Raw genomic sequence first — 24141 nt, forward strand, 5'->3', positions numbered from 1 at the left:
CCACCGTAGGACGATCACCGCAGTGAGGGGCCCGGGTCAAGGGGGCACGCCGGTCTTTTCGGGACTGGTGGGGCCAATCGAGGCTACACGGGCGACTCAGGGGCGGAACGTGGTGAGACGGAGGGCGACGAGGTCCCAGATGGTTTCGGCCAAGTCTTCCTTGGGACCGTACGGCACCGGGGTCTCGCTGCCGTCCGCGGCCAGGATCACCGCCTCGTTCTCGGCCGAGCCGAAGGTCTTGTGCTCGCCGACCTCGTTGACGACCAGCAGGTCACAGCCCTTGCGGGCGAGCTTGGCGCGGCCGTTGGCAAGCACGTCGTCGGTCTCGGCGGCGAAGCCCACGACGACCTGCCCGGGGCGGGCCCGTTCCCCGGAGATCTCGGCGAGGATGTCCGGATTACGCACCAAGGTGACGGGCTCCGGCTCCGCGCCGTCGATCTTCTTGATCTTGCCGGTGGTATAGACGGCGGGCCGGAAATCGGCGACGGCGGCGGCCATCACCACCGCATCGGCATCCGCGGCGGCCTTCAGGACGGCCTCGCGGAGCTGGCGGGCCGTACCGATGCGGAGGACGTCCACACCGGCCGGGTCGGGCAGCTCGGTGTTGCCCGCGACGAGGGTGACCCGGGCGCCGCGGGCCGCAGCCGTGCGGGCGAGGGCGTAGCCCTGCTTGCCGGAGGAGCGGTTGCCCAGATAGCGGACCGGGTCCAGGGGCTCGCGGGTGCCGCCGGCGGTGACCACGACATGACGGCCCGCGAGGTCCTGAGGGAGGACCTGTTCGCCGCGGTCCGATCCGCTCCGCCGCAGGATGTGACGGCAGAGGTCGAAGATCTCCACGGGGTCGGGGAAGCGGCCCTTGCCGGTGTCGACGCCGGTCAGACGGCCGACGGCGGGCTCGATGACGATCGCGCCGCGGCGGCGGAGGGTGGCGACGTTCTCCTGGGTGGCGGGGTTCTCCCACATCTCGGTGTGCATCGCGGGGGCGAAGACCACCGGACAGCGGGCGGTGAGGAGGGTGTTGGTCAGCAGGTCGTCGGCGAGGCCGTGGGCGGCCTTGGCCAGCAGGTCGGCGGTGGCGGGGGCGACCACGACGAGGTCGGCGTGCTGCCCGATGCGCACATGCGGGACCTCGTGGACGGACTCCCAGACCTCGGTGGAGGCCGGGTTGCCGGACAGCGCCGACCAGGTGGCCTCCCCGATGAAGTGCAGCGACGCGGCGGTCGGCACCACCCGTACGTCGTGCCCGGACTCGGTGAGCCGCCGCAGCAGCTCACAGGCTTTGTACGCGGCGATCCCGCCGCTGACCCCGAGGACGACCCTGGGCCGTGCCCGCCCCTGACCCCGCTCCTGTGCGTCCATCGCTTCGGCTCTCCCCAAGACAACCGGTCCGGTACGTGATCCGCACACGGCCGGTACGTGGTCCGTACGTATGCCCCTATGACACACCAAGGGCCCGGCGGAAGTCCCGCCGGGCCCTCGATGAGGTGTGCTGCCGCTTACTGGGCCGGGCCCTCGATGGCCTCGGAGGTCAGCAGGCCCGCGTTGATCTCGCGCAGCGCGATCGACAGGGGCTTCTCGTGGACGTGCGTGTCGACGAGCGGACCGACGTACTCAAGCAGGCCCTCACCGAGCTGCGAGTAGTACGCGTTGATCTGGCGCGCGCGCTTGGCGGCGTAGATCACAAGGCTGTACTTCGAGTCGGTGGCCTCGAGAAGCTCATCAATTGGCGGGTTGATGATGCCCTCGGGTGCGGTGATGGAAGAGGACACTCTCTGCCTTCCGAAGGGGATGAAGCCGGGGTGAAGCATTAAACGCAAAGATGTGACGTCCGGGGATCCGCCGGAAACCTCCGCGGGCTCAGCCGCTGATGTTCCGGTCCCCAGATCGATCCAGCATCAAGGCTAGCAGCTCACGGCTGACGGCCTCGACGGAGGTGTTGACAAGGGTCACATCGAATTCCTTCTCGGCGGCCAGTTCGATCTTGGCGGCCGCCAGTCGGCGCTCGATGACCTCGGGCGCCTCGGTCCCCCGGCCGGTGAGCCGGCGGACCAGCTCCTCCCAGCTCGGCGGGGCGAGGAAGACCAGCTGGGCCTCCTCCATGGATTCGCGGACCTGGCGGGCGCCCTGCAGATCGATCTCCAGCAGGACCGGTTCACCGGCGTCGAGACGGTCCATGACCGCCTGGCGTGGCGTGCCGTAGCGGTGGCCGGCGAATTCGGCCCATTCGAGCAGCTCACCGTTGGCGATGAGCTTGTCGAACTCCTCGTCCTCGACGAAGAAGTACTGGACGCCGTGCCGCTCCCCGGGGCGCGGCTTGCGGGTCGTGGCCGAAACCGAGAGCCAGACCTCGGGATGGACCTTGCGCAGATGCGCGACGACCGTGCTCTTACCGACCCCCGAGGGGCCGGAGAGCACGGTCAGTCGCGGTTGTCTGACCGGGGGTACGGGGGTCTCCCCCCGGGAGACTGCAGAACTCATGCAGCGATTATTCCAGCTTCCGGGCAGTGCCGGAAAACTCAGGCGGCGGTGCCGCCGAACTCTCGCTCCAGCGACGCGATCTGGTTGGAGCCAAGACCCCGTACGCGGCGGCTCTCGGAGATCCCGAGCCGCTCCATGATCTGCTTGGCGCGGACCTTGCCGACGCCGGGCAGGGACTCCAGGAGCGCGGAGACCTTCATCTTGCCGATGACATCGTTCTTCTGGCCCTGCTCGATGACCTCATGCAGCGAGGCACCGGAGTGCTTGAGCCGATTCTTGACCTCGGCCCGCTCCCGGCGAGCCGCGGCGGCCTTCTCGAGCGCGGCTGCGCGCTGTTCAGGGGTAAGGGGCGGAAGAGCCACGCCTACGTCACCTCGGATGTCGAACTGATCGGATACGGACCGGTGTGGAACCTAGTCGCCCCGCACCTGCGGAGCAACGAGCAACGCGCTTACGTGCAGTGCTCTCGACGGAGACTAGCGGGCAAGTGCGCTGTAGTCAGCGAGAACAGACGAAAAGTCCTGGTCAGACTCTGCTGACTAGGACAATTCGGGACCAAATCACCTGCCGGAACGCTCTTAAGAGACCGCGGTGCGCACTTCCTCGGCGAACCGGGCCGCCGCGGCGCGCAGCGCTGCGGTGTCCGGACCGTGCCGAAGGACCCCTCGGCTGACGCTGGGGACCACATTGCGCACGGCGTCCCCGAAGACCGTCGGGAGGTCGGCGGGGGTGGCGCCCTGGGCGCCGATGCCGGGAGCGAGCAGCGGGCCGTTGACGGCCAGATCGAAGGACGAGAGATCGCCGAGGGTGGCACCGACGACCGCGCCGAAGGATCCCAGCGGCTCGGCGCCGGCGTTCTCGGCCGCGAGGTGGCCGAGCATGGTCGCGGCCAGCGTGCGGCCGTCCTCGCGCAGCGCGCGCTGGACCTCCGCGCCCTCCGGGTTGGAGGTCAGGGCGAGCACGAAGAGTCCGGCGCCGCTCTCGCGGGCCAGGTCGACGGCCGGCTTCAGGGAGCCGTAGCCGAGGTACGGGGAGACGGTGAGCGCGTCGCTGAAGAGCGGCGAGTCCTTGCGCAGGTAGGTCTCGGCGTATGCGGCCATGGTCGAGCCGATGTCGCCGCGCTTGGCGTCCATCAGGACCAGGGCGCCGCGCTCGCGGGCCTCCTCGACGGCGGTCTCCAGGACGGCGATGCCGCGCGAGCCGAAGCGCTCGAAGAACGCGGACTGCGGCTTGAAGACCGCGACCTGCTCGCCGAGCGCCTCCACGACGGTACGGGTGAAGCGGGCCAGGCCCGCGACGTCGTCGTTCAGGCCCCAGTCGGCCAGCAGCGAGGCGTGCGGATCGATGCCGACGCAGAGCGGGCCGCGCTCGTCCATGGCACGGCGCAGGCGGGCGCCGAAGGGCTCGGGAGTCATGCGGTCACCTTCTTGTGCTCGGCGCCGACCGCGTCGGCGAGGGTGGCGTACGGGCTGTTGCGCAGGCGTGCGGCGAGGCCCTTGTGGAGGGCGCGGCACCAGAACGGGCCCTCGTAGATGAAGGCGCTGTAGCCCTGGACGAGGGTGGCGCCGGCGAGGATGCGCTGCCAGGCGTCCTCGGCGGTGGTGATCCCGCCGACCCCGATGAGGGTGATCCGGTCGCCCACGCGGGCGTACAGGCGGCGCAGGACCTCCAGGGAGCGCTCCTTGACGGGGGCGCCGGAGAGGCCGCCGGTCTCGGCGGTCAGCTTCGGGTCGGAGGTCAGGCCGAGGCCGTCGCGGGCGATGGTGGTGTTGGTGGCGATGATGCCGTCCAGGCCCAGTTCCAGGGCGAGGTCGGCGACCGCGTCGATGTCCGCGTCGGCCAGGTCCGGGGCGATCTTGACCAGCAGCGGGACGCGGCGGTCGGTGACCGTACGGTCGGCGGCCTCGCGTACGGCGCTCAGCAGCGGGCGCAGGTGCTCGACGGCCTGGAGGTTGCGCAGGCCCGGGGTGTTGGGCGAGGAGACGTTGACGACCAGGTAGTCGGCGTGGACGGCGAGGCGCTCGGTGGAGGTGACGTAGTCGCCCACCGCCTCCTCCTCCGGGACGACCTTGGTCTTGCCGATGTTGACGCCGACGGTGGTCGGGAAGACCGGGTTACGGGCGGCCAGGCGGGCCGCCACGGACGCCGAGCCGTCGTTGTTGAAGCCCATGCGGTTGATCAGCGCGCGGTCCGGGACGAGGCGGAACAGGCGCTTCTTGGGGTTGCCGGGCTGGGCCTGGGCGGTGACCGTGCCGATCTCGACATGGTCGAAGCCGAGCATGGTCATGCCGTCGATGGCGACGGCGTTCTTGTCGAAGCCGGCGGCCAGACCGAACGGGCCGTGCATCCGGCGGCCGAGCGCCTCGGTGCGCAGCTCCTTGTAGCGGGGCGCGAGGGCGGCGGCGATGAAGGTGCGGAGCACGGGGAGGCGCACGGCCAGCTGGATCCAGCGGAAGGCCAGGTGGTGGGCCTGCTCGGGATCCATGCGCTTGAAGATCAGGTTGAAGAAGAGGCGGTACATGGTCGGGTGGGCCTTCCGCGCTGAAGAGGTCGCAGGGGAGATCGCTGGAGAGGTACGGGGGCTGACGAAGAGGGGGACACCTTGCGGTGTCCCCCTCCCGGTCCCTACTCCTCGCGGGCCGCGGTGAGCTGCTGTGCGTGTTCCTGGAGGGAACGCACGCCGACGTCACCGCGGGACATCGCCTCGATGCCCTGGACGGCGGCGGCCAGCGCCTGGACCGTGGTCAGGCAGGGGATGCCGCGGGCGACGGACGCGGTACGGATGTCGTAGCCGTCGAGGCGGCCGCCGGTGCCGTACGGCGTGTTGACGATCAGGTCGACCTGGCCGTCGTGGATCAGCTGGACGATGGTCTTCTCGCCGTTGGGCCCCTCGCCCTCGGACTGCTTGCGCACCACGGTGGCGTTGATGCCGTTGCGGCGCAGGACCTCGGCGGTGCCGGAGGTGGCCAGCAGCTCGAAGCCGTGGGCGACCAGCTCGCGGGCCGGGAAGATCATCGAGCGCTTGTCGCGGTTGGCGACGGAGACGAACGCGCGGCCCTTGGTGGGCAGCGCCCCGTAGGCGCCGGTCTGCGACTTGGCGTAGGCGGTGCCGAAGACCGAGTCGATGCCCATGACCTCGCCGGTGGAGCGCATCTCCGGGCCGAGGATGGTGTCGACGCCGCGGCCGTGGATGTCGCGGAACCGCGACCAGGGCATCACGGCCTCCTTGACGGAGATCGGCGCGTCCAGCGGCAGGGTGCCGCCGTCGCCGTTCCTCGGGAGCATGCCCTCGGCGCGCAGTTCGGCGACGGTGGCGCCGAGCGAGATCCGGGCGGCGGCCTTGGCCAGCGGTACCGCGGTGGCCTTCGAGGTGAAGGGCACGGTGCGCGAGGCGCGCGGGTTGGCCTCCAGGACGTAGAGGATGTCGCCGGCCATCGCGAACTGGATGTTGATCAGGCCGCGGACGCCCACGCCCTTGGCGATGGCCTCCGTCGAGGCGCGCAGCCGCTTGATGTCGTAGCCGCCGAGGGTGATCGGGGGCAGCGCACAGGCGGAGTCGCCGGAGTGGATACCGGCCTCCTCGATGTGCTCCATGACGCCGCCGAGGTAGAGCTCGTGGCCGTCGTAGAGCGCGTCGACGTCGATCTCTATGGCGTCGTCGAGGAAGCGGTCGATGAGGACCGGGTGCTGGTCGATCAGGCCCGCGTGCCGCTCCAGGTACCCGCCCAGCGACGGCTCGTCGTAGACGATCTCCATGCCGCGGCCGCCGAGGACGTACGACGGGCGGACCATCACCGGGTAGCCGATCTCGGCGGCGATGGACTTGGCCTCGTCGAACGAGAAGGCGGTGCCGTACTTGGGGGCGGGCAGTCCGGCCTCGGTCAGGACGCGGCCGAAGGCGCCACGCTCCTCAGCGAGGTCGATGGCCTCGGGCGAGGTGCCGACGATCGGCACGCCGTTGTCCTTGAGCGCCTGCGCCAGGCCCAGCGGGGTCTGGCCGCCGAGCTGGACGATGACGCCGGCGACCGGGCCCGCCTGCTGCTCGGCGTGCACGATCTCCAGCACGTCCTCGAGCGTCAGCGGCTCGAAGTACAGGCGGTCGGAGGTGTCGTAGTCCGTCGAGACGGTCTCGGGGTTGCAGTTGACCATCACGGTCTCGTAGCCCGCGTCGCTGAGCGCGAAGGAGGCGTGGACGCAGGAGTAGTCGAACTCGATGCCCTGGCCGATGCGGTTGGGGCCGGAGCCGAGGATGATCACGGCCGGCTTCTCGCGCGGCGCGACCTCGCTCTCCTCGTCGTAGGAGGAGTAGAAGTACGGGGTCTTCGCGGCGAACTCGGCGGCGCAGGTGTCGACCGTCTTGTAGACCGGGCGGACGCCGAGGGCGTGCCGGACCTCGCGGACGACGTCCTCGCGCAGGCCGCGGAGGGCCGCGATCTGGGCGTCGGAGAAGCCGCAGCGCTTTGCGTCCGCAAGGATCTCCGGGTGGAGCTTCTCGGCGGCCGCGATCTCGTCGGCGGTCTCCTTGATCAGGAAGAGCTGGTCGACGAACCAGGGGTCGATCTTCGTGGCGTCGAAGACCTCCTGCGGGGTGGCGCCCGCCCGGATGGCCTGCATGACGGTGTTGATCCGGCCGTCGGTGGGGACCTGGGCCTTGACCAGCAGCTCGGCCTTGTCGCCGGGCTCGCCGACGAAGTCGAACTGGCTGCCCTTCTTCTCCAGCGAGCGCAGCGCCTTCTGCAGCGCCTCGGGGAAGTTACGGCCGATGGCCATCGCCTCGCCGACCGACTTCATGGTCGTGGTGAGCGTGGCGTCGGCGACCGGGAACTTCTCGAAGGCGAAGCGCGGCACCTTGACGACGACGTAGTCGAGGGTCGGCTCGAAGGAGGCCGGGGTCTTCTCGGTGATGTCGTTGGGGATCTCGTCGAGGGTGTAGCCGACGGCGAGACGGGCGGCGATCTTCGCGATCGGGAAGCCGGTGGCCTTGGAGGCCAGGGCCGAGGAGCGCGAGACGCGGGGGTTCATCTCGATGACGATGACCCGGCCGTCCTCGGGGTTGACCGCGAACTGGATGTTGCAGCCGCCGGTGTCGACGCCGACCTCGCGGATGATCGCGATGCCGACGTCCCGCAGGATCTGGTACTCGCGGTCGGTGAGCGTCATGGCCGGCGCGACCGTGATCGAGTCGCCGGTGTGCACGCCCATCGGGTCGAAGTTCTCGATGGAGCAGACGACCACGACGTTGTCGTTCCGGTCGCGCATCAGCTCCAGCTCGTACTCCTTCCAGCCGAGGATGGACTCCTCCAGGAGCACCTCGGTGGTCGGGGAGAGCGTCAGGCCCTGGCCGGCGATGCGGCGCAGCTCCTCCTCGTCGTGCGCGAAGCCGGAGCCGGCGCCGCCCATGGTGAAGGAGGGACGGACGACGACGGGGTAGCCGCCGAGTTCGTCGACGCCCGCCAGGACGTCGTCCATGGAGTGGCAGATGACCGAGCGGGCGGACTCACCGTGGCCGATCTTGCGGTTGACCTCCTCGACGACCTCCTTGAACAGGTCGCGGTCCTCGCCCTTGTTGATGGCCTCGACATTGGCGCCGATCAGCTCGACGCCGTACTTGTCCAGGACACCGGATCCGTGCAGCGAGATCGCGGTGTTCAGGGCCGTCTGGCCACCGAGGGTGGGCAGGAGCGCGTCGGGGCGCTCCTTGGCGATGATCTTCTCGACGAATTCCGGGGTGATCGGCTCGACATACGTCGCGTCGGCGATCTCCGGGTCGGTCATGATCGTCGCCGGGTTGGAGTTCACCAGGATGACGCGCAGGCCCTCGGACTTGAGGACCCGGCAGGCCTGGGTGCCGGAGTAGTCGAATTCGGCGGCCTGGCCGATGACGATCGGGCCGGAGCCGATGACCAGGACGGACTGGATATCGGTGCGCTTAGGCACGCTGGCCCTCCATCAGGGAAACGAAGCGGTCGAAGAGGTACGCGGCGTCGTGCGGGCCAGCGGCCGCCTCGGGGTGGTACTGGACGCTGAAGGCCGGCTGGTCGAGGAGCTGGAGCCCCTCCACCACGTTGTCGTTCAGGCAGACGTGGGAGACCTCGGCGCGGCCGTAGGGGGTGTCGGAGACCTTGTCGAGCGGCGCGTCGACGGCGAAACCGTGGTTGTGCGCGGTGACCTCGACCTTGCCGGTCGTACGGTCCTGCACCGGCTGGTTGATGCCACGGTGACCGTACTTGAGCTTGTACGTGCCGAAGCCCAGCGCACGGCCCAAGATCTGGTTGCCGAAGCAGATGCCGAACAGCGGCGTCCTACGCTCCAGGACGCCCTGCATGACGGAGACGGGGTGGTCGGCGGTGGCCGGGTCGCCGGGGCCGTTGGAGAAGAACACGCCGTCCGGGTTGACGGCGTAGACGTCCTCGACGGTGGCCGTGGCGGGCAGGACGTGCACCTCGATGCCGCGCTCGGCCATCCGGTGCGGGGTCATGCCCTTGATGCCCAGGTCGATCGCGGCGACGGTGAACTTCTTCGTGCCGATGGCCGGGACGACGTAGGACTCCTTGGTGGCAACCTGCGTGGACAGGTCCGAGCCCTGCATCTCGGGGGCCTGGCGCACCTTGGCCAGCATGACGCCCGCGTCGGGCAGCGCGTCGCCGGAGAAGATGCCGACGCGCATGGCGCCGCGCTCGCGCAGATGGCGGGTCAGCGCCCGGGTGTCGATGCCGCTGATGCCGACGACGCCCTGCGCGACCAGCTCGTCGTCCAGGGAGCGCACCGAGCGCCAGTTGGACGGGATGCGGGCGGGGTCGCGGACGACGTAGCCGGAGACCCAGATCCGCTGCGACTCGGGGTCCTCGTCGTTCACGCCGGTGTTGCCGATGTGCGGGGCGGTCATGACGACGACCTGGCGGTGGTACGAGGGGTCGGTCAGCGTCTCCTGGTAGCCGGTCATGCCGGTGGAGAACACCGCTTCGCCGAAGGTCTCCCCCACGGCCCCGTAGGCGCGGCCGCGGAAGGTGCGGCCGTCCTCCAGGACGAGTACGGCGGGGATCTTGGCAGTCCCCCTGGTGGAGGTCGTCATCGTGCGCCTTCCGTTTCGGTGTGCTCGGTGGTGCTGGTGGTGGAACTGAGTGTGGTGAGGGCCTCGACCCAGGCCGCGTGCTCGTCCGCCCGGTCGGAGCGGAACCCGGAGTCGATCTCCTTGTCCCCGTGCTCCCAGGTGACGATCAGCAGACCGCCCTCGGTGAGGACCTTGCCCGCGATGCCCTTGTCGAGGCGGGCGCCGCGCAGGGCGGCGGCGGGCACGAAGAAGTCCTGCGCGCCCGGCCGTACGACGTCCAGGCCCCGGTCGGTCAGGGTCAGCTCGGCGCGGCTGCGGGTGCCCAGGCCGTGCGCGACGATCCGGTCGAGCCACTGCCCGGCGGTAGTGGAGCCGTGGTAGCGGCCGCTGAGCCTCAGCGTCGGTTCACCCAGGTCGTCGGGGGTGGCCGGCAGCTCGGGCAGATCGCCCTGGAGCTTGCCGCGCCACTTCCAGCCCTCGCGCATCAGCCAGTAGAGGAAGATCACGAAGACCAGCAGGCCGACGACCCAGCCGATCCGGGCGGCCCAGTCGGTGACCGGCGCGGACTTCTGCGCTTCGGCCAGATGGATGAGTGAAGGAGTCACGCCAGCTTCCCGTCGACGACCGTTGCGCGGCCCCGCAGGAAGGTGTGGGTGACGCGCCCCGGCAGCTCACGGCCCTGGTAGGGGGTGTTGCGGCTGCGGGAGGCGAAGCCCGCGGGGTCCACCTCTCCACGGTAAGCGGAATCGACCAGCGTGAGGTTGGCGGGCTCACCTGCCGAGATGGGGCGGCCGTGGCCGGTGGCCCGCCCGATCCGCGCGGGCTTGAAGGACATCCGGTCCGCGACGTCCGCCCAGGTCAGCAGGCCGGTCTCGACCATCGTCTGCTGGACGACGGACAGCGCGGTCTCCAGGCCCACCATGCCCATGGCGGCCGCGGCCCACTCGCAGTCCTTGTCCTCGTGCGGGTGCGGGGCGTGGTCGGTGGCGACGATGTCGATCGTGCCGTCGGCGAGGGCCTCGCGCAGCGCCATGACGTCGCGCTCGGTGCGCAGCGGCGGGTTGACCTTGTAGACCGGGTTGTAGGTGCGCACCATCTCGTCGGTGAGGAGGAGGTGGTGCGGGGTGACCTCGGCGGTGACGTCGATGCCGCGGGACTTGGCCCAGCGCACGATCTCGACGGATCCGGCGGTCGACAGATGGCAGATGTGGACGCGCGAGCCGACGTGCTCGGCGAGCAGGACATCCCGGGCAATGATCGATTCTTCGGCCACCGCGGGCCATCCCCCGAGGCCCAGCTCGGCGGAGACGATGCCCTCGTTCATCTGGGCGCCCTCGGTCAGCCGCGGCTCCTGGGCGTGCTGCGCGACGACGCCGCCGAAGGCCTTCACGTACTCCAGGGCGCGCCGCATGATGACGGCGTCGTCGACGCACTTGCCGTCGTCGGAGAAGACGGTGACCCCGGCGGCGGACTCGTGCATGGCGCCCAGCTCGGCGAGATTCCTGCCCTCCAGGCCGACCGTGACGGCGCCGATGGGCTGGACGTCGCAGTAGCCGGACTCCTGGCCGAGCCGGTAGACCTGCTCGACGACGCCGGCGGTGTCGGCGACGGGGAAGGTGTTGGCCATGGCGAACACCGCGGTGTAGCCGCCGGAGGCCGCGGCCCGGGTGCCGGTGAGGACGGTCTCGGAGTCCTCGCGGCCGGGCTCGCGCAGATGGGTGTGCAGGTCGACGAGTCCGGGCAGCAGCACCTTCCCGTCGGCCTCGATGACCTGGGCGCCGTCGGCCGGCAGCCCGGGGCCCACGGCCTCGATGAGCTCCCCGTCGATCAGGACGTCCTGCGGCTCGCCGCCGAGCACCTTCGCACCGCGGATCAGGATCTTGCTCATGGTCTTACTTCTCCTCGGTACGGGGGTTGGTGACGGCCGGCTCGTTGCCGCCCAGGAGCAGGTAGAGGACGGCCATGCGGATGGACACCCCGTTGGCCACCTGCTCGACGACCGTGCAGCGGTCGGAGTCGGCGACCTCGGCGGTGATCTCCATACCGCGGACCATCGGGCCGGGGTGCATCACGAGGGCGTGCTCGGGCATCCGCGCCATCCGGTCGCCGTTCAGGCCGTAGCGGCGCGAGTACTCGCGCTCGGTCGGGAAGAAGGCGGCGTTCATGCGCTCGCGCTGCACCCGCAGCATCATCACGGCGTCCGACTTCGGCAGCACGCTGTCCAGGTCGTACGAGACCGCGCACGGCCAGGTCTCCACGCCGACCGGCACCAGGGTGGGCGGCGCGACGAGCGTGACCTCGGCGCCGAGGGTGTGCAGCAGGTCGACGTTCGAGCGGGCGACGCGGCTGTGCAGCACATCGCCGACGAGGGTGATGCGCTTCCCGGCGAGGTCCTGGCCGAGTCCCGCGTCGGGACCGATGAGCCGGCGCCGCATCGTGAAGGCGTCGAGCAGGGCCTGGGTGGGGTGCTGGTGGGTGCCGTCGCCGGCGTTGATGACGGGGGCGTCGATCCAGCCGGAGGTGGCGAGGCGGTAGGGGGCGCCGGAGGCGCTGTGCCGGATGACGACGGCGTCGACGCCCATCGCCTCCAGGGTCTGGGCGGTGTCCTTGAGGGACTCGCCCTTGGAGACGCTGGAACCCTTGGCGGCGAAGTTGATGACGTCCGCGGAGAGCCGCTTCTCGGCGGCCTCGAAGGAGATCCGGGTCCGGGTGGAGTCCTCGAAGAAGAGGTTGCAGATCGTGCGCCCGCGCAGGGTGGGGAGTTTCTTGATCGGCCGGTCGGCGACCCGGGCCATCTCCTCGGCGGTGTCGAGGATCAGGACGGCATCGTCGCGCGTGAGGTCGGCGGCCGAGATGAGGTGACGCTTCATCCGGTTTTCTCCGTGGGTGAAGGAGGCTGTACGGGAATGTCCGTTGAGCAGGCAGGCGTACGGGACCGGGATCTCCGGGTCCCCGCGCGGTGCCTAGCGCTCGCCGGCCGGAGCGGTCCGCTTGAGGCCGAGCAGCACGGCGTCGCGGCCGTCCTCCTCGGTGAGCTGGACCTTGACCGTCTCCCGCAGCGACGTGGGGAGGTTCTTGCCGACGTAATCGGCCCGGATCGGCAGTTCGCGGTGGCCGCGGTCGACCAGGACGGCCAGCTGTACGGCGCGCGGCCGCCCGATGTCGCCCAGGGCGTCCAGCGCGGCGCGGATCGTCCGTCCGGAGAAGAGGACGTCGTCCACGAGCAGGACGACCCGGCCCTCGATGCCGTCGCCGGGGATCTCCGTACGGGCCAGCGTCCGGGCCGGGCCCAGGCGCAGGTCATCGCGGTACATGGTGATGTCGAGCGAGCCGACCGGGATCGTGCGGCCGGTGATCTCCTCGAGCTTGGCGGCCAGCCGCCGGGCGAGGAAGACGCCGCGGGTGGGGATTCCCAGCAGCACCACATCGTCCGCGCCCTTGGCGCGCTCGACGATTTCGTGGGCAATGCGGGTGAGCATCCGCGCGATGTCCGGGCCTTCGAGCACCGGGCGCGCGGGAAGCTGATCGCGTACGCCTGCTGCACGTACGTCGGAGCTGCTTGCGTCCATACGAAACGGACCCCCTTCTCCGCCTCACGGGACGGACTTTAAAGGACGTCGGATTTACGTGCCTCAGGCTATCAGGAGCCCCTCCAGGAGCCGCGCGCACCCCCGACGGGCGATGCTCTGACCCCTTCCGCTTGACGAAGTCAGATTACGCTGCGTAACCTCACAGTGAGTTACCAGCCACGCGGCGGAGCCGCACGTCGATACAGCCGTCTGGGGAGCTTTATGTCCAGCGAATACGCCAAACAGCTCGGGGCCAAGCTCCGCGCCATCCGCACCCAGCAGGGCCTCTCTCTCCACGGTGTCGAGGAGAAGTCCCAGGGCCGCTGGAAGGCCGTGGTCGTGGGCTCGTACGAGCGCGGCGACCGTGCCGTGACCGTCCAGCGCCTCGCCGAACTCGCAGACTTCTACGGTGTTCCGGTGCAGGAGCTGCTGCCGGGCACGACACCCGGCGGCGCGGCCGAGCCGCCGCCGAAGCTGGTGCTGGACCTGGAGCGCCTCGCCCATGTCCCCCAGGAGAAGGCCGGACCGCTGCAGCGCTACGCCGCGACGATCCAGAGCCAGCGCGGCGACTACAACGGCAAGGTGCTGTCGATCCGCCAGGACGACCTGCGCACCCTCGCCGTGATCTACGACCAGTCGCCCTCGGTGCTCACCGAACAGCTGATCAGCTGGGGTGTGCTGGATGCCGACGCGCGCCGCGCGGTGGCCCACGAGGAGATCTGACGCCGGCCGTCAGCTGCAGAAACGTACCGCCGCTCCGGGATTCCCGGGGCGGCGGTCGCGTTATGTGCGGCCGCGTCATGAGCCGTCGCGTTATGTCCGGCGAAGCGGGCTATGCACCCGGGCGGTGCGGGCGCAGGGGCCTGTGAGGCGGCTGCACGGGGGCCAGGCGGCGTTCTGCGGGCATGCGAAGGGCCCGGAGTGATCTGGATCGCTCCGGGCCCGTTCGCATGCTCAGCGGCCGTTGTGGCGCGTCGCGCTACTACGCCTCGCGCCGCAGTCCCGGCTTCAGCTCCTTGAAGCGGCCGAGGAGGCCATTGACGAAGGCCGGGGAGTCGTCCGTGGAGAACTCCTTGGCGAGCTGTACCGCTTCGTCGATCGCCACCGCGTCCGGCGTGTCGTCCACCCAGATCAGCTCGTAGGCGCCGAGCCGCAGGATGTTGCGGTCGACGACCGGCATCCGGTCCAGCTCCCACTCGACGGAGTAGGTGGAGATCAGCTCGTCGATGCGATCGGTGTGCTCCGCATACCCCTCGACCAGCTCCAGGGTGTACTCGTTCACCGGCGGCTGCCGGGGGTCGGTCCGGGCGTGCCGCATCCAGTCCGCGAGCACGGACTGCACGTCGGCGCCGCGCTGATCGGCCTCGAAGAGAATCTGGAAGGCGCGCTTACGGGCCTTGTTGCGGGCAGCCACGGTTAGCTGTTCACCCGGCCGAGGTAGTCGCTCGTGCGGGTGTCGACCTTGATCTTCTCACCGGTGGTGATGAAGAGCGGGACCTGGATCTGGTGGCCGGTCTCCAGCGTGGCGGGCTTGGTGCCGCCGGTGGAGCGGTCGCCCTGGACGCCGGGCTCGGTCTCCTGGACGACGAGCTCGACGGCGGCCGGCAGCTCGACGTAGAGCACCGCGCCCTCGTGCTGCGCCACGACGGCCTCGAAGCCCTCGATCAGGAAGTTGGCGGCGTCGCCGACGGCCTTCTTGTCGACGTGCAGCTGGTCGTAGGTGTCCATGTCCATGAAGACGAAGTACTCGCCGTCCATGTACGAGAACTGCATCCCGCGCTTGTCGACGGTGGCCGTCTCGACCTTCACACCGGCGTTGAAGGTCTTGTCCACCACCTTGCCGGACAGCACGTTCTTGAGCTTGGTGCGGACGAAGGCCGGGCCCTTGCCGGGCTTGACGTGCTGGAACTCGACGACGGACCAGAGCTGGCCGCCTTCGAGCTTGAGCACCATGCCGTTCTTGAGGTCGTTCGTGGATGCCACGGTTGCGGAATCTCCTGGACTGCAGGTGGTGGGACCACGAAGCCGGGCACCGAGCCGCTGCGGCTCAGAGTGCGAGCAGCTCCTTGGTCGTGATCGTGAGTAGCTCTGGCCCGCCGTCCGCCTCGGGGCGGACGACGAGTGTGTCGTCGATCCGGACACCTCCGCGGCCGGGGAGGTGAACCCCCGGTTCGACGGTGACCGGCACGCAAGCGTCCAGTTTACCCATGGCGGCGGGCGACAGCTGAGGGTCCTCATCGATTTCGAGTCCCACGCCGTGCCCGGTCCACGGCCCGAGCCGCTCGCCGTGGCCCGCGGCGACCAGGACATGGCGGGTCACCCGGTCCACCTCGCGGCACTCCACACCCGGCGCCAGCGCCTCCCGGCCGGCCCGCTGGGCGGCGAAAACCAGATCGTAGAGCTCGATCTGCCAGTCCGCGGGAGTGGTGCCGATGACGAAGGTCCGGCCGATCTCGCAGCGGTAGCCGCGGTAATTGGCGCCCAGACCCACGGTCAGGAAGTCGCCTTCCTCGACCCGCCGGTCGGTGGGCAGATGCCCGGGGCGGCCGGAGTTCTGGCCGGTCGCGACGGAGGTGGGGAAGGCCGGGCCGTCCGCGCCGTGGTCGACGAGGCGGCGCTCCAGTTCGAGCGCGAGATGCCGCTCGGTGCGGCCGACGAGGATCGACTCCAGCAGCTCGCCCAGCGCCTGGTCGGTGATCTCCGCGGCGATCCGCAGACAGGCGATCTCGTCGTCGTCCTTGACCAGCCGCAGCGCCTCGACCGCGCAGCCCAGGTCGACCAGCCGCGTCCGCGGCGCGACCTGCGCGAGCGCCCGGTGGCGGGCGACCGTCAGATGGTGCTCCTCGACGGCCAGGGTCTGCGCGCCGGACTTCGCGGCGAGGTCCGCGCCCGCCACCACGGGGTCGCCGCCGCGGGTGGGCAGCACCGAGACCCGTACGTCCTCGGCGGGCCGGCCCTCGGACGGATCGCCGCTCGGCGGCATACCGCACACCAGGACGTCATCGGCCGGGCCCAGCACCAGGGCGGCGCCCGGCGGGGCGCAGCCCGTGAGGTAGCGGACGTTGGCGGGGCGCGAGATCAGGGCGGCGGTGCTTCCGGCCCCGGCCACGCGGTCGCGCAGCCGCGTGCGTCGAACCGCGTACAACTCGGACATATCCCGAGAGTACGGCCGGACCGTCCGGGCGGCCGGTCGGAGACCGCCGCCCGGGGGACGCCGCCGGACGGAAGGGGCCGGGGAGCGCTACCAGCTGGGCGGACTGGCGAGGGAGCGGGCGACGACATCGTCCAGCACCCGCACCGTCGTGGCGACGTCGTGCTGGGAGTTGTCGATGATCGGCAGCCCGGAGCCGTACCAGCCGGCCATCCGGCCGTGGATCCGGGCGACCTCTTCGTCGGACAGCCGGCGGTTGCCGCTGCGCCGGGCGTTGCGCTCCAGGACGATCTCCAGGCCCGGCAGCAGCACGATCGGCAGCAGGCCAGGGCCCACATGCCGCTTCCAGCCGCCGAGGCCGACGACCGGGCGGTCCGGGAAGACGGCGTCGTCGAGGATGCAGGAGATGCCGTTGGCGAGGAAGTTGCGGGCCGCGAAGCCGCAGGTGCGGCGGGCGAGGCGGTACTGCGCCTCGGAGTTGTCGTTCCAGCCCTTCTGCGGGTCGGCGAAGCCGGAGCGGACCCATTCGCGGACGTCGTCGAGGCTGATGTGCGCGGTGGGCACCCGTCGACTGTCGGCCCAATGGCGGGCGACGCTGGTCTTGCCGGCGCCGGCCGGGCCGATCAGCAGCACCGCGACGGTGGCGTGCGCGGAGTCCTGGGCCGCCGTGCCGGCGGGCGGGTCGGGCAGCGCCACCGGGGCGCCGGGCGGCAGCCGGAGGTGGCCCGTGATGTCCGTGCTGTGCGGGGTCGGCGCCTCCTGGTACGCCGCGGGGCCGTTCCAGCCCGGCCCCTGGGCGGGCGGGGCGGCGGGGGGAGGCGGCGGCGCGGGGGCCGGCGGCGGGGGAGCCTGCGGCGGGGTATGCGGTATGGGCTGTCCCGGGTTGGGGGTCCAGTTCATGGTCGCCCCCAGGGCCGGTCCCGGATCCGATCCCGGCCGGCGGGGCGGTGGCAGCGGAGCCCCCACTGCGTACTGCATCCGGTGGCTCTCCGTCTCGTGCGGTCGACGTGTGCGGTGCCCGCCCGGCTCACGCTGGGTGGTGCCCCCAGACGCCGGGCCGTACTGCCCGGCGCGTCGTGCGGTAACCCAGCGGCCCGGACGGGCCGTTGCGCCCCACAGCCGTCGGCGTGGGTGGTGCTGCTGCGAACGGTACCCTCCCAACTGCCACCAGGTGGGGGCGCTCTTGCGCTCGCCACCCCCGGCGTTCGTCGGATGAACGGCCGGAGGTGGCGAGAAGTGCCCCGAATTGCGGGTGTGTCAGCCGGAAAGCTCCTCGGCCAGCGCACGCAGCGCGAGACGGTACGAGCCGATGCCGAAACCGGCGACCGTACCGCTGGCCACGGCCGCGATGACCGAATTGTGGCGGAACTCCTCGCGCGCGTACGGGTTCGAGATGTGCACCTCGATGAGCGGGGCGGTGCGCTGCGCGGCCGCATCCCGCATGCCGTACGAATAGTGCGTGAAGGCACCGGGGTTGATGACCACCGGGAGCGAGGCGTCGGCCGCCTCGTGCAGCCAGCGGATCATCTCCCCCTCGTCGTTGGTCTCCCGGACGTCGACCTCGAAGCCCAGTTCCTTGCCGAGCGCGGTGCACTGCTCGACCAGGCCGGTGTAGGAGGTGGCGCCGTACACATCGGGCTCGCGGGAGCCCAGACGGCCGAGGTTGGGGCCGTTCAGGACGAGCACGCGCGTGGTCATTCGGCTCACTCTGCAATCTCGGCGTGAGCGGCCAGCAGCATGGCCGGGTCCGGGCCCTCCAGGACGGTCGGCTTGGCGAGGCCGTCCAGGACGATGAAGCGCAGCCGGTCGCCACGGGACTTCTTGTCGACCTTCATGGTCTCCAGCAGCTTGGGCCACTGGTCGCCACGGTAGGTCAGCGGCAGCCCGACGGACTCCAGGACGGCGCGGTGCCGGTCGGCGGTGGCGTCGTCGAGGCGCCCGGCGATCCGGCCCAGCTCGGCGGCGAAGACCATGCCGACCGAGACGGCCGCGCCGTGCCGCCAGTTGTAGCGCTCGTTCTTCTCGATGGCGTGCGCCAGCGTGTGCCCGTAGTTGAGGATCTCGCGCAGCCCGGACTCCTTGAGGTCGGCGGAGACCACCTCGGCCTTGACCCGGATCGCCCGCTCGATCAGCTCGGCGGTGTGCGCGCCGTCGGGGCGCTTGGCGGCCTCCGGGTCCGACTCGATCAGCTCGAGGATCGCCGGGTCGGCGATGAAGCCGGCCTTGATGACCTCGGCCAGACCGGAGACGTAGTCGTGCACCGGGAGGGAGTCGAGGGCGGCGAGGTCGCACAGGACACCGGCCGGCGGGTGGAAGGCGCCGACGAGGTTCTTGCCCTCGGCGGTGTTGATGCCGGTCTTGCCGCCGACCGCCGCGTCCACCATGCCCAGGACCGTGGTCGGTACGGCGATCCAGCGGACCCCGCGCAGCCAGGTGGCGGCCACGAAACCGGCCAGGTCCGTGGTGGCGCCGCCGCCGACGCCGACGATCACATCGGTGCGGGTGAAGCCGGTCTGGCCCAGGGCCTTCCAGCAGTACGCGGCGACCTCGACGGTCTTGGACTCCTCGGCGTTCGGCAGCTGGATGGCGATCGCCTCGTAGCCCTGGGCCGCGAGGTCCTCGCGCAGCGCCTCGCCCGTGGCGGCCAGCGCCTCCGGGTGCAGCACCGCGACCCGCTTCACGCCCTCACCGATCAGGCCCGGGAGCTCGCCGAGCAGCTGCCGCCCGACGAGGACCTCGTAGGGGTCGGTGCCTGCCGTACCGCCCACCTGGATACGGGTGGCCTGCTCCGTCATGCCTGTTCCTCCCTGTGGGCGGGCCGCGGGGCATCCGCCGCGGCCTGCGGTAGCTCCAAAGCGTCCAGGATCGCCTCGGCGACCTGGTCGGGGGTGCGCGCGCCGGTGGCGATCACGGCGCGGGCGACCTCGGTGTACAGCGGACGGCGGTGCTCCATCAGCTCGCGCCACCGCTTGCGTGGGTTGACGGCCAGCAGCGGGCGCGGCGCGTCCAGGCCCACCCGCTTGACGGCGTCGGAGAGTTCGACGTCCAGGAAGATCACCGGCAGGCCGGTCAGCAGCTTGCGGGTGCCGTCGTCCAGGATCGCGCCGCCGCCGAGCGAGAGCACGCCCGGGTGGTCCGCGAGCGCGGCCCGTACGGCCGCCCGCTCCAGGTCACGGAAGTGCGGCTCGCCGTCGTCGACGAAGATCTCCGCGATCGGCTTGCCGGCCGTGGCGACGATGTCCGCGTCGGTGTCCCGGTAGCGCACGCCGAGCCGCTCGGCCAGCAGCGCGCCCACCGTGGACTTGCCCGCGCCGGGCGGGCCGATGAGGACGACGACCGGCGACGCCATGTCACCGCTCACTTGATCGCCAGGTTGTCGAGGAAGCTGCGGACGTTGCGGCGGGTCTCCGTGACGCTGTCGCCGCCGAACTTCTCCACCACGGCATCCGCCAGGACCAGCGCCACCATCGCCTCGGCGACGATACCGGCGGCCGGGACCGCGCAGACGTCCGAGCGCTGGTGGTGCGCCTGGGCCGCCTCGCCCGTGGTCACGTCGACGGTCGCCAGCGCCCGCGGCACGGTCGCGATCGGCTTCATCGCGGCCCGGACGCGCAGGAGTTCACCGGTGGTCAGCCCGCCCTCGGTGCCGCCGGAGCGGCCGGAAGTGCGCTTGATGCCGTCCTCGGTGGCGACGATCTCGTCGTGCGCCTTCGACCCCGGCACCCGCGCCAGGTCGAAGCCGTCGCCGACCTCGACGCCCTTGATGGCCTGGATGCCCATGAGGGCGCCGGCCAGCCGGGCGTCCAGCCGGCGGTCCCAGTGGACGTGCGAGCCGAGGCCCACCGGGACGCCGTACGCCAGCACCTCGACGACGCCGCCGAGGGTGTCGCCGTCCTTGTGGGCCTGGTCGATCTCGGCGACCATCGCCTTGCTCGCGTCCGCGTCCAGGCAGCGCACCGGGTCGGCGTCCAGCTTCTCGACGTCGGAGGGCTTGGGGTAGACGCCGTAGGGGGCCTTCGCCGCGGCCAGCTCCACGACATGCGAGACGATCTCGATGCCGGCGGTCTCCTTGAGGAAGGAGCGGGCCACCGCGCCCAGGGCGACCCGGGCGGCGGTCTCGCGGGCGGAGGCGCGCTCCAGGATCGGGCGGGCCTCGTCGAAGCCGTACTTCTGCATGCCGGCCAGGTCGGCGTGGCCGGGGCGGGGGCGGGTCAGCGGCGCATTACGGGCCAGCTCGGCCAGCACCTCGGGGTCGACCGGGTCGGCCGCCATGACCTGTTCCCACTTGGGCCACTCGGTGTTGCCGACCATCACGGCCACCGGCGAGCCCAGCGACAGACCGTGCCGCACGCCGCCCAGGAACGTGACCTCGTCCCGCTCGAACTTCATCCGGGCACCGCGGCCATAGCCGAGCCGGCGCCTCGCCAGCGCGTCCGCCACCAGATCGGTGGTGATCGGGACTCCGGCCGGAAGGCCCTCCAGCGTCGCCACGAGTGCGGGGCCGTGCGACTCCCCCGCCGTCAGCCAGCGCAACCTGCTCAACGGTGCTCCTCATGTACTGCTCATCCGCGTACGGTCTCCCCCCGATCCTCCCACGTCACGCGGGGGCGGCGGCGCCCAGTCCAGGGAGCGGACCGGACGGTCCGTCCGGCGATCACCCGGCGGCGGGCGCCGCCGGGTGCGGTGACCGCCGGATCAGCGGGCGGCGAGCGCCGCCGTGCCCGCCTCGCGCATCGCGGCCAACGGGGCCGGTGACCGGCCCGTCATCTGCTCCACCTGGAGGACCGCCTGGTGGACGAGCAGGTCGAGCCCGCCGACGACCGCGCCGCCGCGGTCGGACCAGGCGGCGGCCAGCGCCGTCGGCCAGGGCTCGTAGAGGACGTCGAAGAGGGTGCCGGGCCGGTCGGGCACGGCGGCGGCGAGCGCGTCCGTGGTGCCGGCCGGGGTGGTGGCGATGGTCAGCGGCGCCCCGAAGGCCTCGGCGGCGTCCTCCCAGGGGGCGGTACGGACCGCGACGCCCAGCCGCTCGCCCCAGCCCCGCATCTCGTCGGCGCGGGCGGCGCTGCGGACGTACGCGGTGACCTCGCCGGTGCAGATACGGGAGAGCGCGGCGAGGGCGGAGGAGGCGGTGGCGCCCGCGCCCAGGACGGATGCCCGCTCGACCGACTCCACGCCGCGTTCGCGCAGCGCGGCGAGCATGCCGGGAATGTCGGTGTTGTCGCCGGTGCGGCGGCCGTCGGCCGTGAAGACGACGGTGTTCACCGCCTCGACGGACGCCGCGGTGTCGGTGATCTCGTCGAGCAGCGGGATCACGGCGCGCTTGAGCGGCATGGTCAGGGAGAGGCCGGCCCATTCGGGGCCGAGCTTCTCGATGAATCCGGGCAGAGCCGCCTCGTCGACCTCGTGGCGGCCGTATTCCCAACCGGTCAGGCCGAGTTCGGCGTAGGCGGCGCGGTGCAGGACCGGGGAGAGGGAGTGCGCGATGGGCGACCCGAGCACTGCCGCCCTCTTGTTCGCGGACACAGTGTTGACCGACACGACGTTGCCTCAGTTCCCGTTCCGATGGTGCGCCGCCTGCCACTTCTTGCGCGCCTCGACGAGCTTGTTGTGCTCGGTGAGGTTGGTGGCAAAGTCGGTCTTCTTGTCGTCTATGGAGACGAAATACAACCAACGCTTCGTGGTGTCCGGATTAACCGTCGCCTTGAGCGCCTCGACGCCCGGATTCCCGATGGGACCGGGCGGCAGACCCCGGTAGAAATAGGTGTTGTAAGGGTCGTCGTAGTTGTTGATCTCGTCCAGGCTGATATTGATCTTGCTCTGGTTCTTGAGGTAGTTGTACGTCGAGTCGAACTGCAGCTTCTGATTGGTGTCCGTATTACTCGGCGAGAGCCGGTTGTAGACGACCGCCGCCATCTTCCGGAAATCGTCGTGCGTCATGCCTTCGGCCTGGGTGAGGCTGGCGACGGTGATGACCTGCAACGGTGATTTCAGATGCAGCTTCCGCGCCTCGGCCGCCAAGTCGTACTTCCCGTACGCCTGAGTTGCCCGGCCGACCATCTGCTTGAGGACATCCGCGGGTTTCGCCTGGTCACCCACACTGTAGGTGGAAGGGAAGAGGAAGCCCTCCAGCGGATCCTTGATATTCCGCGAGTCATTCGCCCAGGACGGCAGACCGAGGCTTTTGTACTGGCTGCGGGCGACCTTCTTGGTGGTACCCGCCGTGAGCTTGAGTTTCTGGTCGATGAGCGAATACACCGCACCGGCCCGCAACCCCTCGCGGACGGTAAGACCGTTCCGGCTCTTGGGGTCCAGCATCAGCTCCATGGCCGCGGCCGCCGACATGTGCTTGCGCAGCGAATACGTGCCGGGCTGCAGGGACCTCGACTTCTTGTCGTTCTCGGACGCCGCGTCGTTGAACGCGCCGGCGCTCTTGATCACGCCCTTTTTCGCGAGGATCTGGCCCATGTCCGAGATCAGCGAACCCTCCGGGATCTCGACCTGTACGGCGCCGGATCCCTCGCCCTCGTAATCGGGCGACGCGCCGAAGTGGGACATGAAGAAGTCGTAGCCGAAATAGCCGACGGCGCCGACCGCCCCGGCGAAGACCAGCGCCACGACCAGGCAGGCCCGGCCGCTGCGCCGCTTGTTCTTCTTGCCGTTCTTCTTGGCGTCCTTCTTGCCGCGGCGGTCGCGGCCGCCCCGGCCCTCGCGCGGGTCGTCGTCGGGGTGGCCGTCGTCATCGTCGTCATCGGCGAAGAACGAGTGCTCGGGTTCCGGCTCCCGCGGCCGCTCCGGATCGGCCCGCCAGTCGTCGCCCGCGGTCTCCTCGTACGGCTCCGCGTGCTGCTCGTACTGCTGCGACGGGTACTGCTGCTGCTCGTACTGGTCGTACTGCTGCGGCGGGTACTGCTGTTGTTGCTGTTGTTGTTGCTGTTGCTGCTGCACCTGCTGGTACTGCGGCATCTGCGGCTGCACGTGCTGCGGCTGCTGCTGGTAGGCGTCCTGATGGCCGTAGTAGTCCTGGCCCGCCCCGTGGTACGGATCCGCCGGTGGCTGCTGCTGGGCATAGGGGTCGTACGGGTCGTACGGCAGCTGCCCGCCCTGCGTACCGCCCCAGCTGCCGTCGTACTGCTGCTGAGGATGGTGCTGCTGGGGGTAGGAAGCGGACTGCTGCCCGTCCCACTGGGGCTGCTGTGCCTGGCCTCCGTAGGGACCCTGGTCTCCGTAGAGCGGGTCCTCGGGATGCCACGGTTCGGAGCCGTAGCCCCGGCCATACTCGGTCATCGATCCCCTAGAGCCGAGAGGCGGTGCGCTCCGGCCCGGCAGCGCGATTGCGGTGTACCGATCCGCCTCTACTTGCACGCGCGGCTGTTCGAACCGCCGCCACATCGCGCGGAACGTTACCGTACCGCGATCAGATGACCACTTCGACGCTCTCCCCCGGCGGCTGCCCGGAAGTCCGTTCCGTCTCCAGCGCGCTCTGCAGGATGACCACGGCGGCCGCCTGGTCGACCACCGAGCGGCCCTTCTTGCTGCGGACACCGGAGGCCCGCAGGCCCTGGGTCGCGGTGACCGTCGACATCCGCTCGTCGACCAGCCGCACCCCTACGGGCGCGATGTTCTTCGCCATCTCCTGCGCGAAGGCCCGGACCTTGGCCGCGGCCGGCCCCTCTCCCCCACTGAGGGAGCGGGGCAGGCCGACCACGACCTCGAGCGGCTCGTACTCGTCGACGATCGCCTTGAGCCGGCGGTGCGCCGCCGGGACGTCCCGTCCCGGCACGGTCTCGACGGGGGTGGCGAGGACCCCGTCGGGGTCGCACGAGGCGACCCCGATACGGGCGTCCCCGACATCCACGGCGATGCGCCGGCCGCGTCGCATCTCACTCACGAGC

24 protein-coding genes are annotated in these 24141 nt (G+C 70.7%); 1 reads left to right on the forward strand and 23 read right to left on the reverse strand.

The genetic code is table 11. The features are described 5' to 3' along the window. Positions 1-96: 96 nt before the first annotated feature. The 12 genes from coaBC to pyrR all read right to left on the reverse strand — a co-directional run bounded on the left by coaBC (position 97) and on the right by pyrR (position 13098). Positions 97-1359, reverse strand: coding sequence for a bifunctional phosphopantothenoylcysteine decarboxylase/phosphopantothenate--cysteine ligase CoaBC (gene coaBC / locus AC5677_RS07290; RefSeq protein ID WP_497194192.1), 1263 nt, complete (start codon positions 1357-1359; stop codon positions 97-99). A 137-nt stretch (positions 1360-1496) separates the two neighbouring features. Then, positions 1497-1769, reverse strand: a complete 273-nt coding sequence (rpoZ, locus tag AC5677_RS07295; protein ID WP_005319902.1) for a DNA-directed RNA polymerase subunit omega — start codon at positions 1767-1769, stop codon at positions 1497-1499. 88 nt (positions 1770-1857) lie between these two features. Further along, positions 1858-2478 (reverse strand): guanylate kinase, encoded by a 621-nt coding sequence (gmk, locus tag AC5677_RS07300; protein WP_497194193.1) that lies wholly within the window; start codon positions 2476-2478, stop codon positions 1858-1860. A 38-nt stretch (positions 2479-2516) separates the two neighbouring features. Next, positions 2517-2840, reverse strand: a complete 324-nt coding sequence (locus tag AC5677_RS07305) for an integration host factor (RefSeq protein WP_390779081.1) — start codon at positions 2838-2840, stop codon at positions 2517-2519. 216 nt (positions 2841-3056) lie between these two features. Further along, positions 3057-3893, reverse strand: coding sequence for an orotidine-5'-phosphate decarboxylase (pyrF, locus tag AC5677_RS07310; protein WP_497194194.1), 837 nt, complete (start codon positions 3891-3893; stop codon positions 3057-3059). Continuing rightward, a complete protein-coding gene (locus AC5677_RS07315) occupies positions 3890-4999 on the reverse strand; it encodes a quinone-dependent dihydroorotate dehydrogenase (RefSeq protein ID WP_497194195.1) in 1110 nt (369 codons plus the stop codon). Before AC5677_RS07315 ends, pyrF begins: the two co-directional genes overlap by 4 nt. A 104-nt stretch (positions 5000-5103) precedes the next feature. Continuing rightward, a complete protein-coding gene (gene carB / locus AC5677_RS07320; RefSeq protein ID WP_497194196.1) occupies positions 5104-8415 on the reverse strand; it encodes a carbamoyl-phosphate synthase large subunit in 3312 nt (1103 codons plus the stop codon). Beyond that, the gene (gene carA / locus AC5677_RS07325; protein ID WP_497194197.1) at positions 8408-9550 is read right to left on the reverse strand and encodes a glutamine-hydrolyzing carbamoyl-phosphate synthase small subunit; all 1143 of its coding nucleotides are present in this window, start codon (positions 9548-9550) and stop codon (positions 8408-8410) included. Before carA ends, carB begins: the two co-directional genes overlap by 8 nt. After that, on the reverse strand, positions 9547-10134 hold the full coding sequence (locus tag AC5677_RS07330; RefSeq protein ID WP_497194198.1) for a PH-like domain-containing protein: 588 nt from the start codon (positions 10132-10134) through the stop codon (positions 9547-9549). The genes carA and AC5677_RS07330 overlap by 4 nt, the downstream gene beginning before the upstream one ends. Continuing rightward, entirely contained in the window at positions 10131-11417 is a 1287-nt protein-coding gene (locus AC5677_RS07335) for a dihydroorotase (RefSeq protein ID WP_497194199.1), read from the reverse strand. Before AC5677_RS07335 ends, AC5677_RS07330 begins: the two co-directional genes overlap by 4 nt. A 4-nt stretch (positions 11418-11421) precedes the next feature. Continuing rightward, a complete protein-coding gene (locus AC5677_RS07340; protein ID WP_497194200.1) occupies positions 11422-12399 on the reverse strand; it encodes an aspartate carbamoyltransferase catalytic subunit in 978 nt (325 codons plus the stop codon). A 93-nt stretch (positions 12400-12492) separates the two neighbouring features. Continuing rightward, on the reverse strand, positions 12493-13098 hold the full coding sequence (pyrR, locus tag AC5677_RS07345) for a bifunctional pyr operon transcriptional regulator/uracil phosphoribosyltransferase PyrR (RefSeq protein ID WP_497194201.1): 606 nt from the start codon (positions 13096-13098) through the stop codon (positions 12493-12495). A 222-nt stretch (positions 13099-13320) separates the two neighbouring features. On the opposite strand from pyrR, the gene bldD reads away from it, so the two are divergent. Beyond that, complete coding sequence (bldD, locus tag AC5677_RS07350; protein WP_362712307.1) at positions 13321-13821, forward strand: transcriptional regulator BldD; 501 nt, start codon at positions 13321-13323, stop codon at positions 13819-13821. 259 nt (positions 13822-14080) lie between these two features. Here bldD and nusB read toward each other — a convergent pair whose 3' ends face one another. The 11 genes from nusB to ruvX form a co-directional block, all read right to left on the reverse strand. Then, positions 14081-14512, reverse strand: a complete 432-nt coding sequence (gene nusB / locus AC5677_RS07355) for a transcription antitermination factor NusB (RefSeq protein ID WP_497194202.1) — start codon at positions 14510-14512, stop codon at positions 14081-14083. A gap of 2 nt (positions 14513-14514) precedes the next feature. After that, a complete protein-coding gene (gene efp / locus AC5677_RS07360) occupies positions 14515-15081 on the reverse strand; it encodes an elongation factor P (RefSeq protein ID WP_497194203.1) in 567 nt (188 codons plus the stop codon). A gap of 64 nt (positions 15082-15145) precedes the next feature. Then, a complete protein-coding gene (locus AC5677_RS07365; protein WP_497194204.1) occupies positions 15146-16252 on the reverse strand; it encodes an aminopeptidase P family protein in 1107 nt (368 codons plus the stop codon). 87 nt (positions 16253-16339) lie between these two features. Further along, positions 16340-17227 (reverse strand): Pro-rich N-terminal domain-containing protein, encoded by an 888-nt coding sequence (locus tag AC5677_RS07370; RefSeq protein ID WP_497194205.1) that lies wholly within the window; start codon positions 17225-17227, stop codon positions 16340-16342. A gap of 279 nt (positions 17228-17506) precedes the next feature. Next, on the reverse strand, positions 17507-17947 hold the full coding sequence (gene aroQ / locus AC5677_RS07375) for a type II 3-dehydroquinate dehydratase (RefSeq protein ID WP_497194206.1): 441 nt from the start codon (positions 17945-17947) through the stop codon (positions 17507-17509). A gap of 5 nt (positions 17948-17952) precedes the next feature. Next, positions 17953-19044 (reverse strand): 3-dehydroquinate synthase, encoded by a 1092-nt coding sequence (aroB, locus tag AC5677_RS07380; protein ID WP_497194207.1) that lies wholly within the window; start codon positions 19042-19044, stop codon positions 17953-17955. After that, the gene (locus tag AC5677_RS07385) at positions 19041-19598 is read right to left on the reverse strand and encodes a shikimate kinase (RefSeq protein WP_497194208.1); all 558 of its coding nucleotides are present in this window, start codon (positions 19596-19598) and stop codon (positions 19041-19043) included. The genes aroB and AC5677_RS07385 overlap by 4 nt, the downstream gene beginning before the upstream one ends. Before the next feature lie 8 nt (positions 19599-19606). Further along, positions 19607-20791, reverse strand: a complete 1185-nt coding sequence (gene aroC / locus AC5677_RS07390; protein ID WP_497194209.1) for a chorismate synthase — start codon at positions 20789-20791, stop codon at positions 19607-19609. A gap of 153 nt (positions 20792-20944) precedes the next feature. Further along, entirely contained in the window at positions 20945-21772 is an 828-nt protein-coding gene (locus AC5677_RS07395; RefSeq protein WP_497196536.1) for a shikimate dehydrogenase, read from the reverse strand. Between the two features lie 24 nt (positions 21773-21796). Continuing rightward, entirely contained in the window at positions 21797-23533 is a 1737-nt protein-coding gene (gene mltG, locus AC5677_RS07400; protein ID WP_497194210.1) for an endolytic transglycosylase MltG, read from the reverse strand. A gap of 130 nt (positions 23534-23663) precedes the next feature. After that, positions 23664-24128, reverse strand: a complete 465-nt coding sequence (gene ruvX, locus AC5677_RS07405) for a Holliday junction resolvase RuvX (RefSeq protein WP_403831063.1) — start codon at positions 24126-24128, stop codon at positions 23664-23666. Positions 24129-24141 lie beyond the last annotated feature (13 nt).

Source organism: Streptomyces sp. JLSY215, from assembly GCF_059682825.1.

Coding starts and splice junctions, on each gene's coding strand:
- AC5677_RS07335 (WP_497194199.1), bottom strand. CDS start 11,417: ATGAGCAAGATCCTGATCCGCGGTGCGAAGGTGCTCGGCGGCGAGCCG.
- mltG (WP_497194210.1), bottom strand. CDS start 23,533: ATGACCGAGTATGGCCGGGGCTACGGCTCCGAACCGTGGCATCCCGAG.
- pyrR (WP_497194201.1), bottom strand. CDS start 13,098: ATGGACGCAAGCAGCTCCGACGTACGTGCAGCAGGCGTACGCGATCAG.
- coaBC (WP_497194192.1), bottom strand. CDS start 1,359: ATGGACGCACAGGAGCGGGGTCAGGGGCGGGCACGGCCCAGGGTCGTC.
- AC5677_RS07365 (WP_497194204.1), bottom strand. CDS start 16,252: ATGTCCGAGTTGTACGCGGTTCGACGCACGCGGCTGCGCGACCGCGTG.
- AC5677_RS07385 (WP_497194208.1), bottom strand. CDS start 19,598: ATGGCGTCGCCGGTCGTCGTCCTCATCGGCCCGCCCGGCGCGGGCAAG.
- gmk (WP_497194193.1), bottom strand. CDS start 2,478: ATGAGTTCTGCAGTCTCCCGGGGGGAGACCCCCGTACCCCCGGTCAGA.
- bldD (WP_362712307.1), top strand. CDS start 13,321: ATGTCCAGCGAATACGCCAAACAGCTCGGGGCCAAGCTCCGCGCCATC.
- pyrF (WP_497194194.1), bottom strand. CDS start 3,893: ATGACTCCCGAGCCCTTCGGCGCCCGCCTGCGCCGTGCCATGGACGAG.
- AC5677_RS07315 (WP_497194195.1), bottom strand. CDS start 4,999: ATGTACCGCCTCTTCTTCAACCTGATCTTCAAGCGCATGGATCCCGAG.
- ruvX (WP_403831063.1), bottom strand. CDS start 24,128: ATGCGACGCGGCCGGCGCATCGCCGTGGATGTCGGGGACGCCCGTATC.
- aroQ (WP_497194206.1), bottom strand. CDS start 17,947: ATGACCACGCGCGTGCTCGTCCTGAACGGCCCCAACCTCGGCCGTCTG.
- aroB (WP_497194207.1), bottom strand. CDS start 19,044: ATGACGGAGCAGGCCACCCGTATCCAGGTGGGCGGTACGGCAGGCACC.
- AC5677_RS07340 (WP_497194200.1), bottom strand. CDS start 12,399: ATGAAGCGTCACCTCATCTCGGCCGCCGACCTCACGCGCGACGATGCC.
- AC5677_RS07370 (WP_497194205.1), bottom strand. CDS start 17,227: ATGCAGTACGCAGTGGGGGCTCCGCTGCCACCGCCCCGCCGGCCGGGA.
- carA (WP_497194197.1), bottom strand. CDS start 9,550: ATGACGACCTCCACCAGGGGGACTGCCAAGATCCCCGCCGTACTCGTC.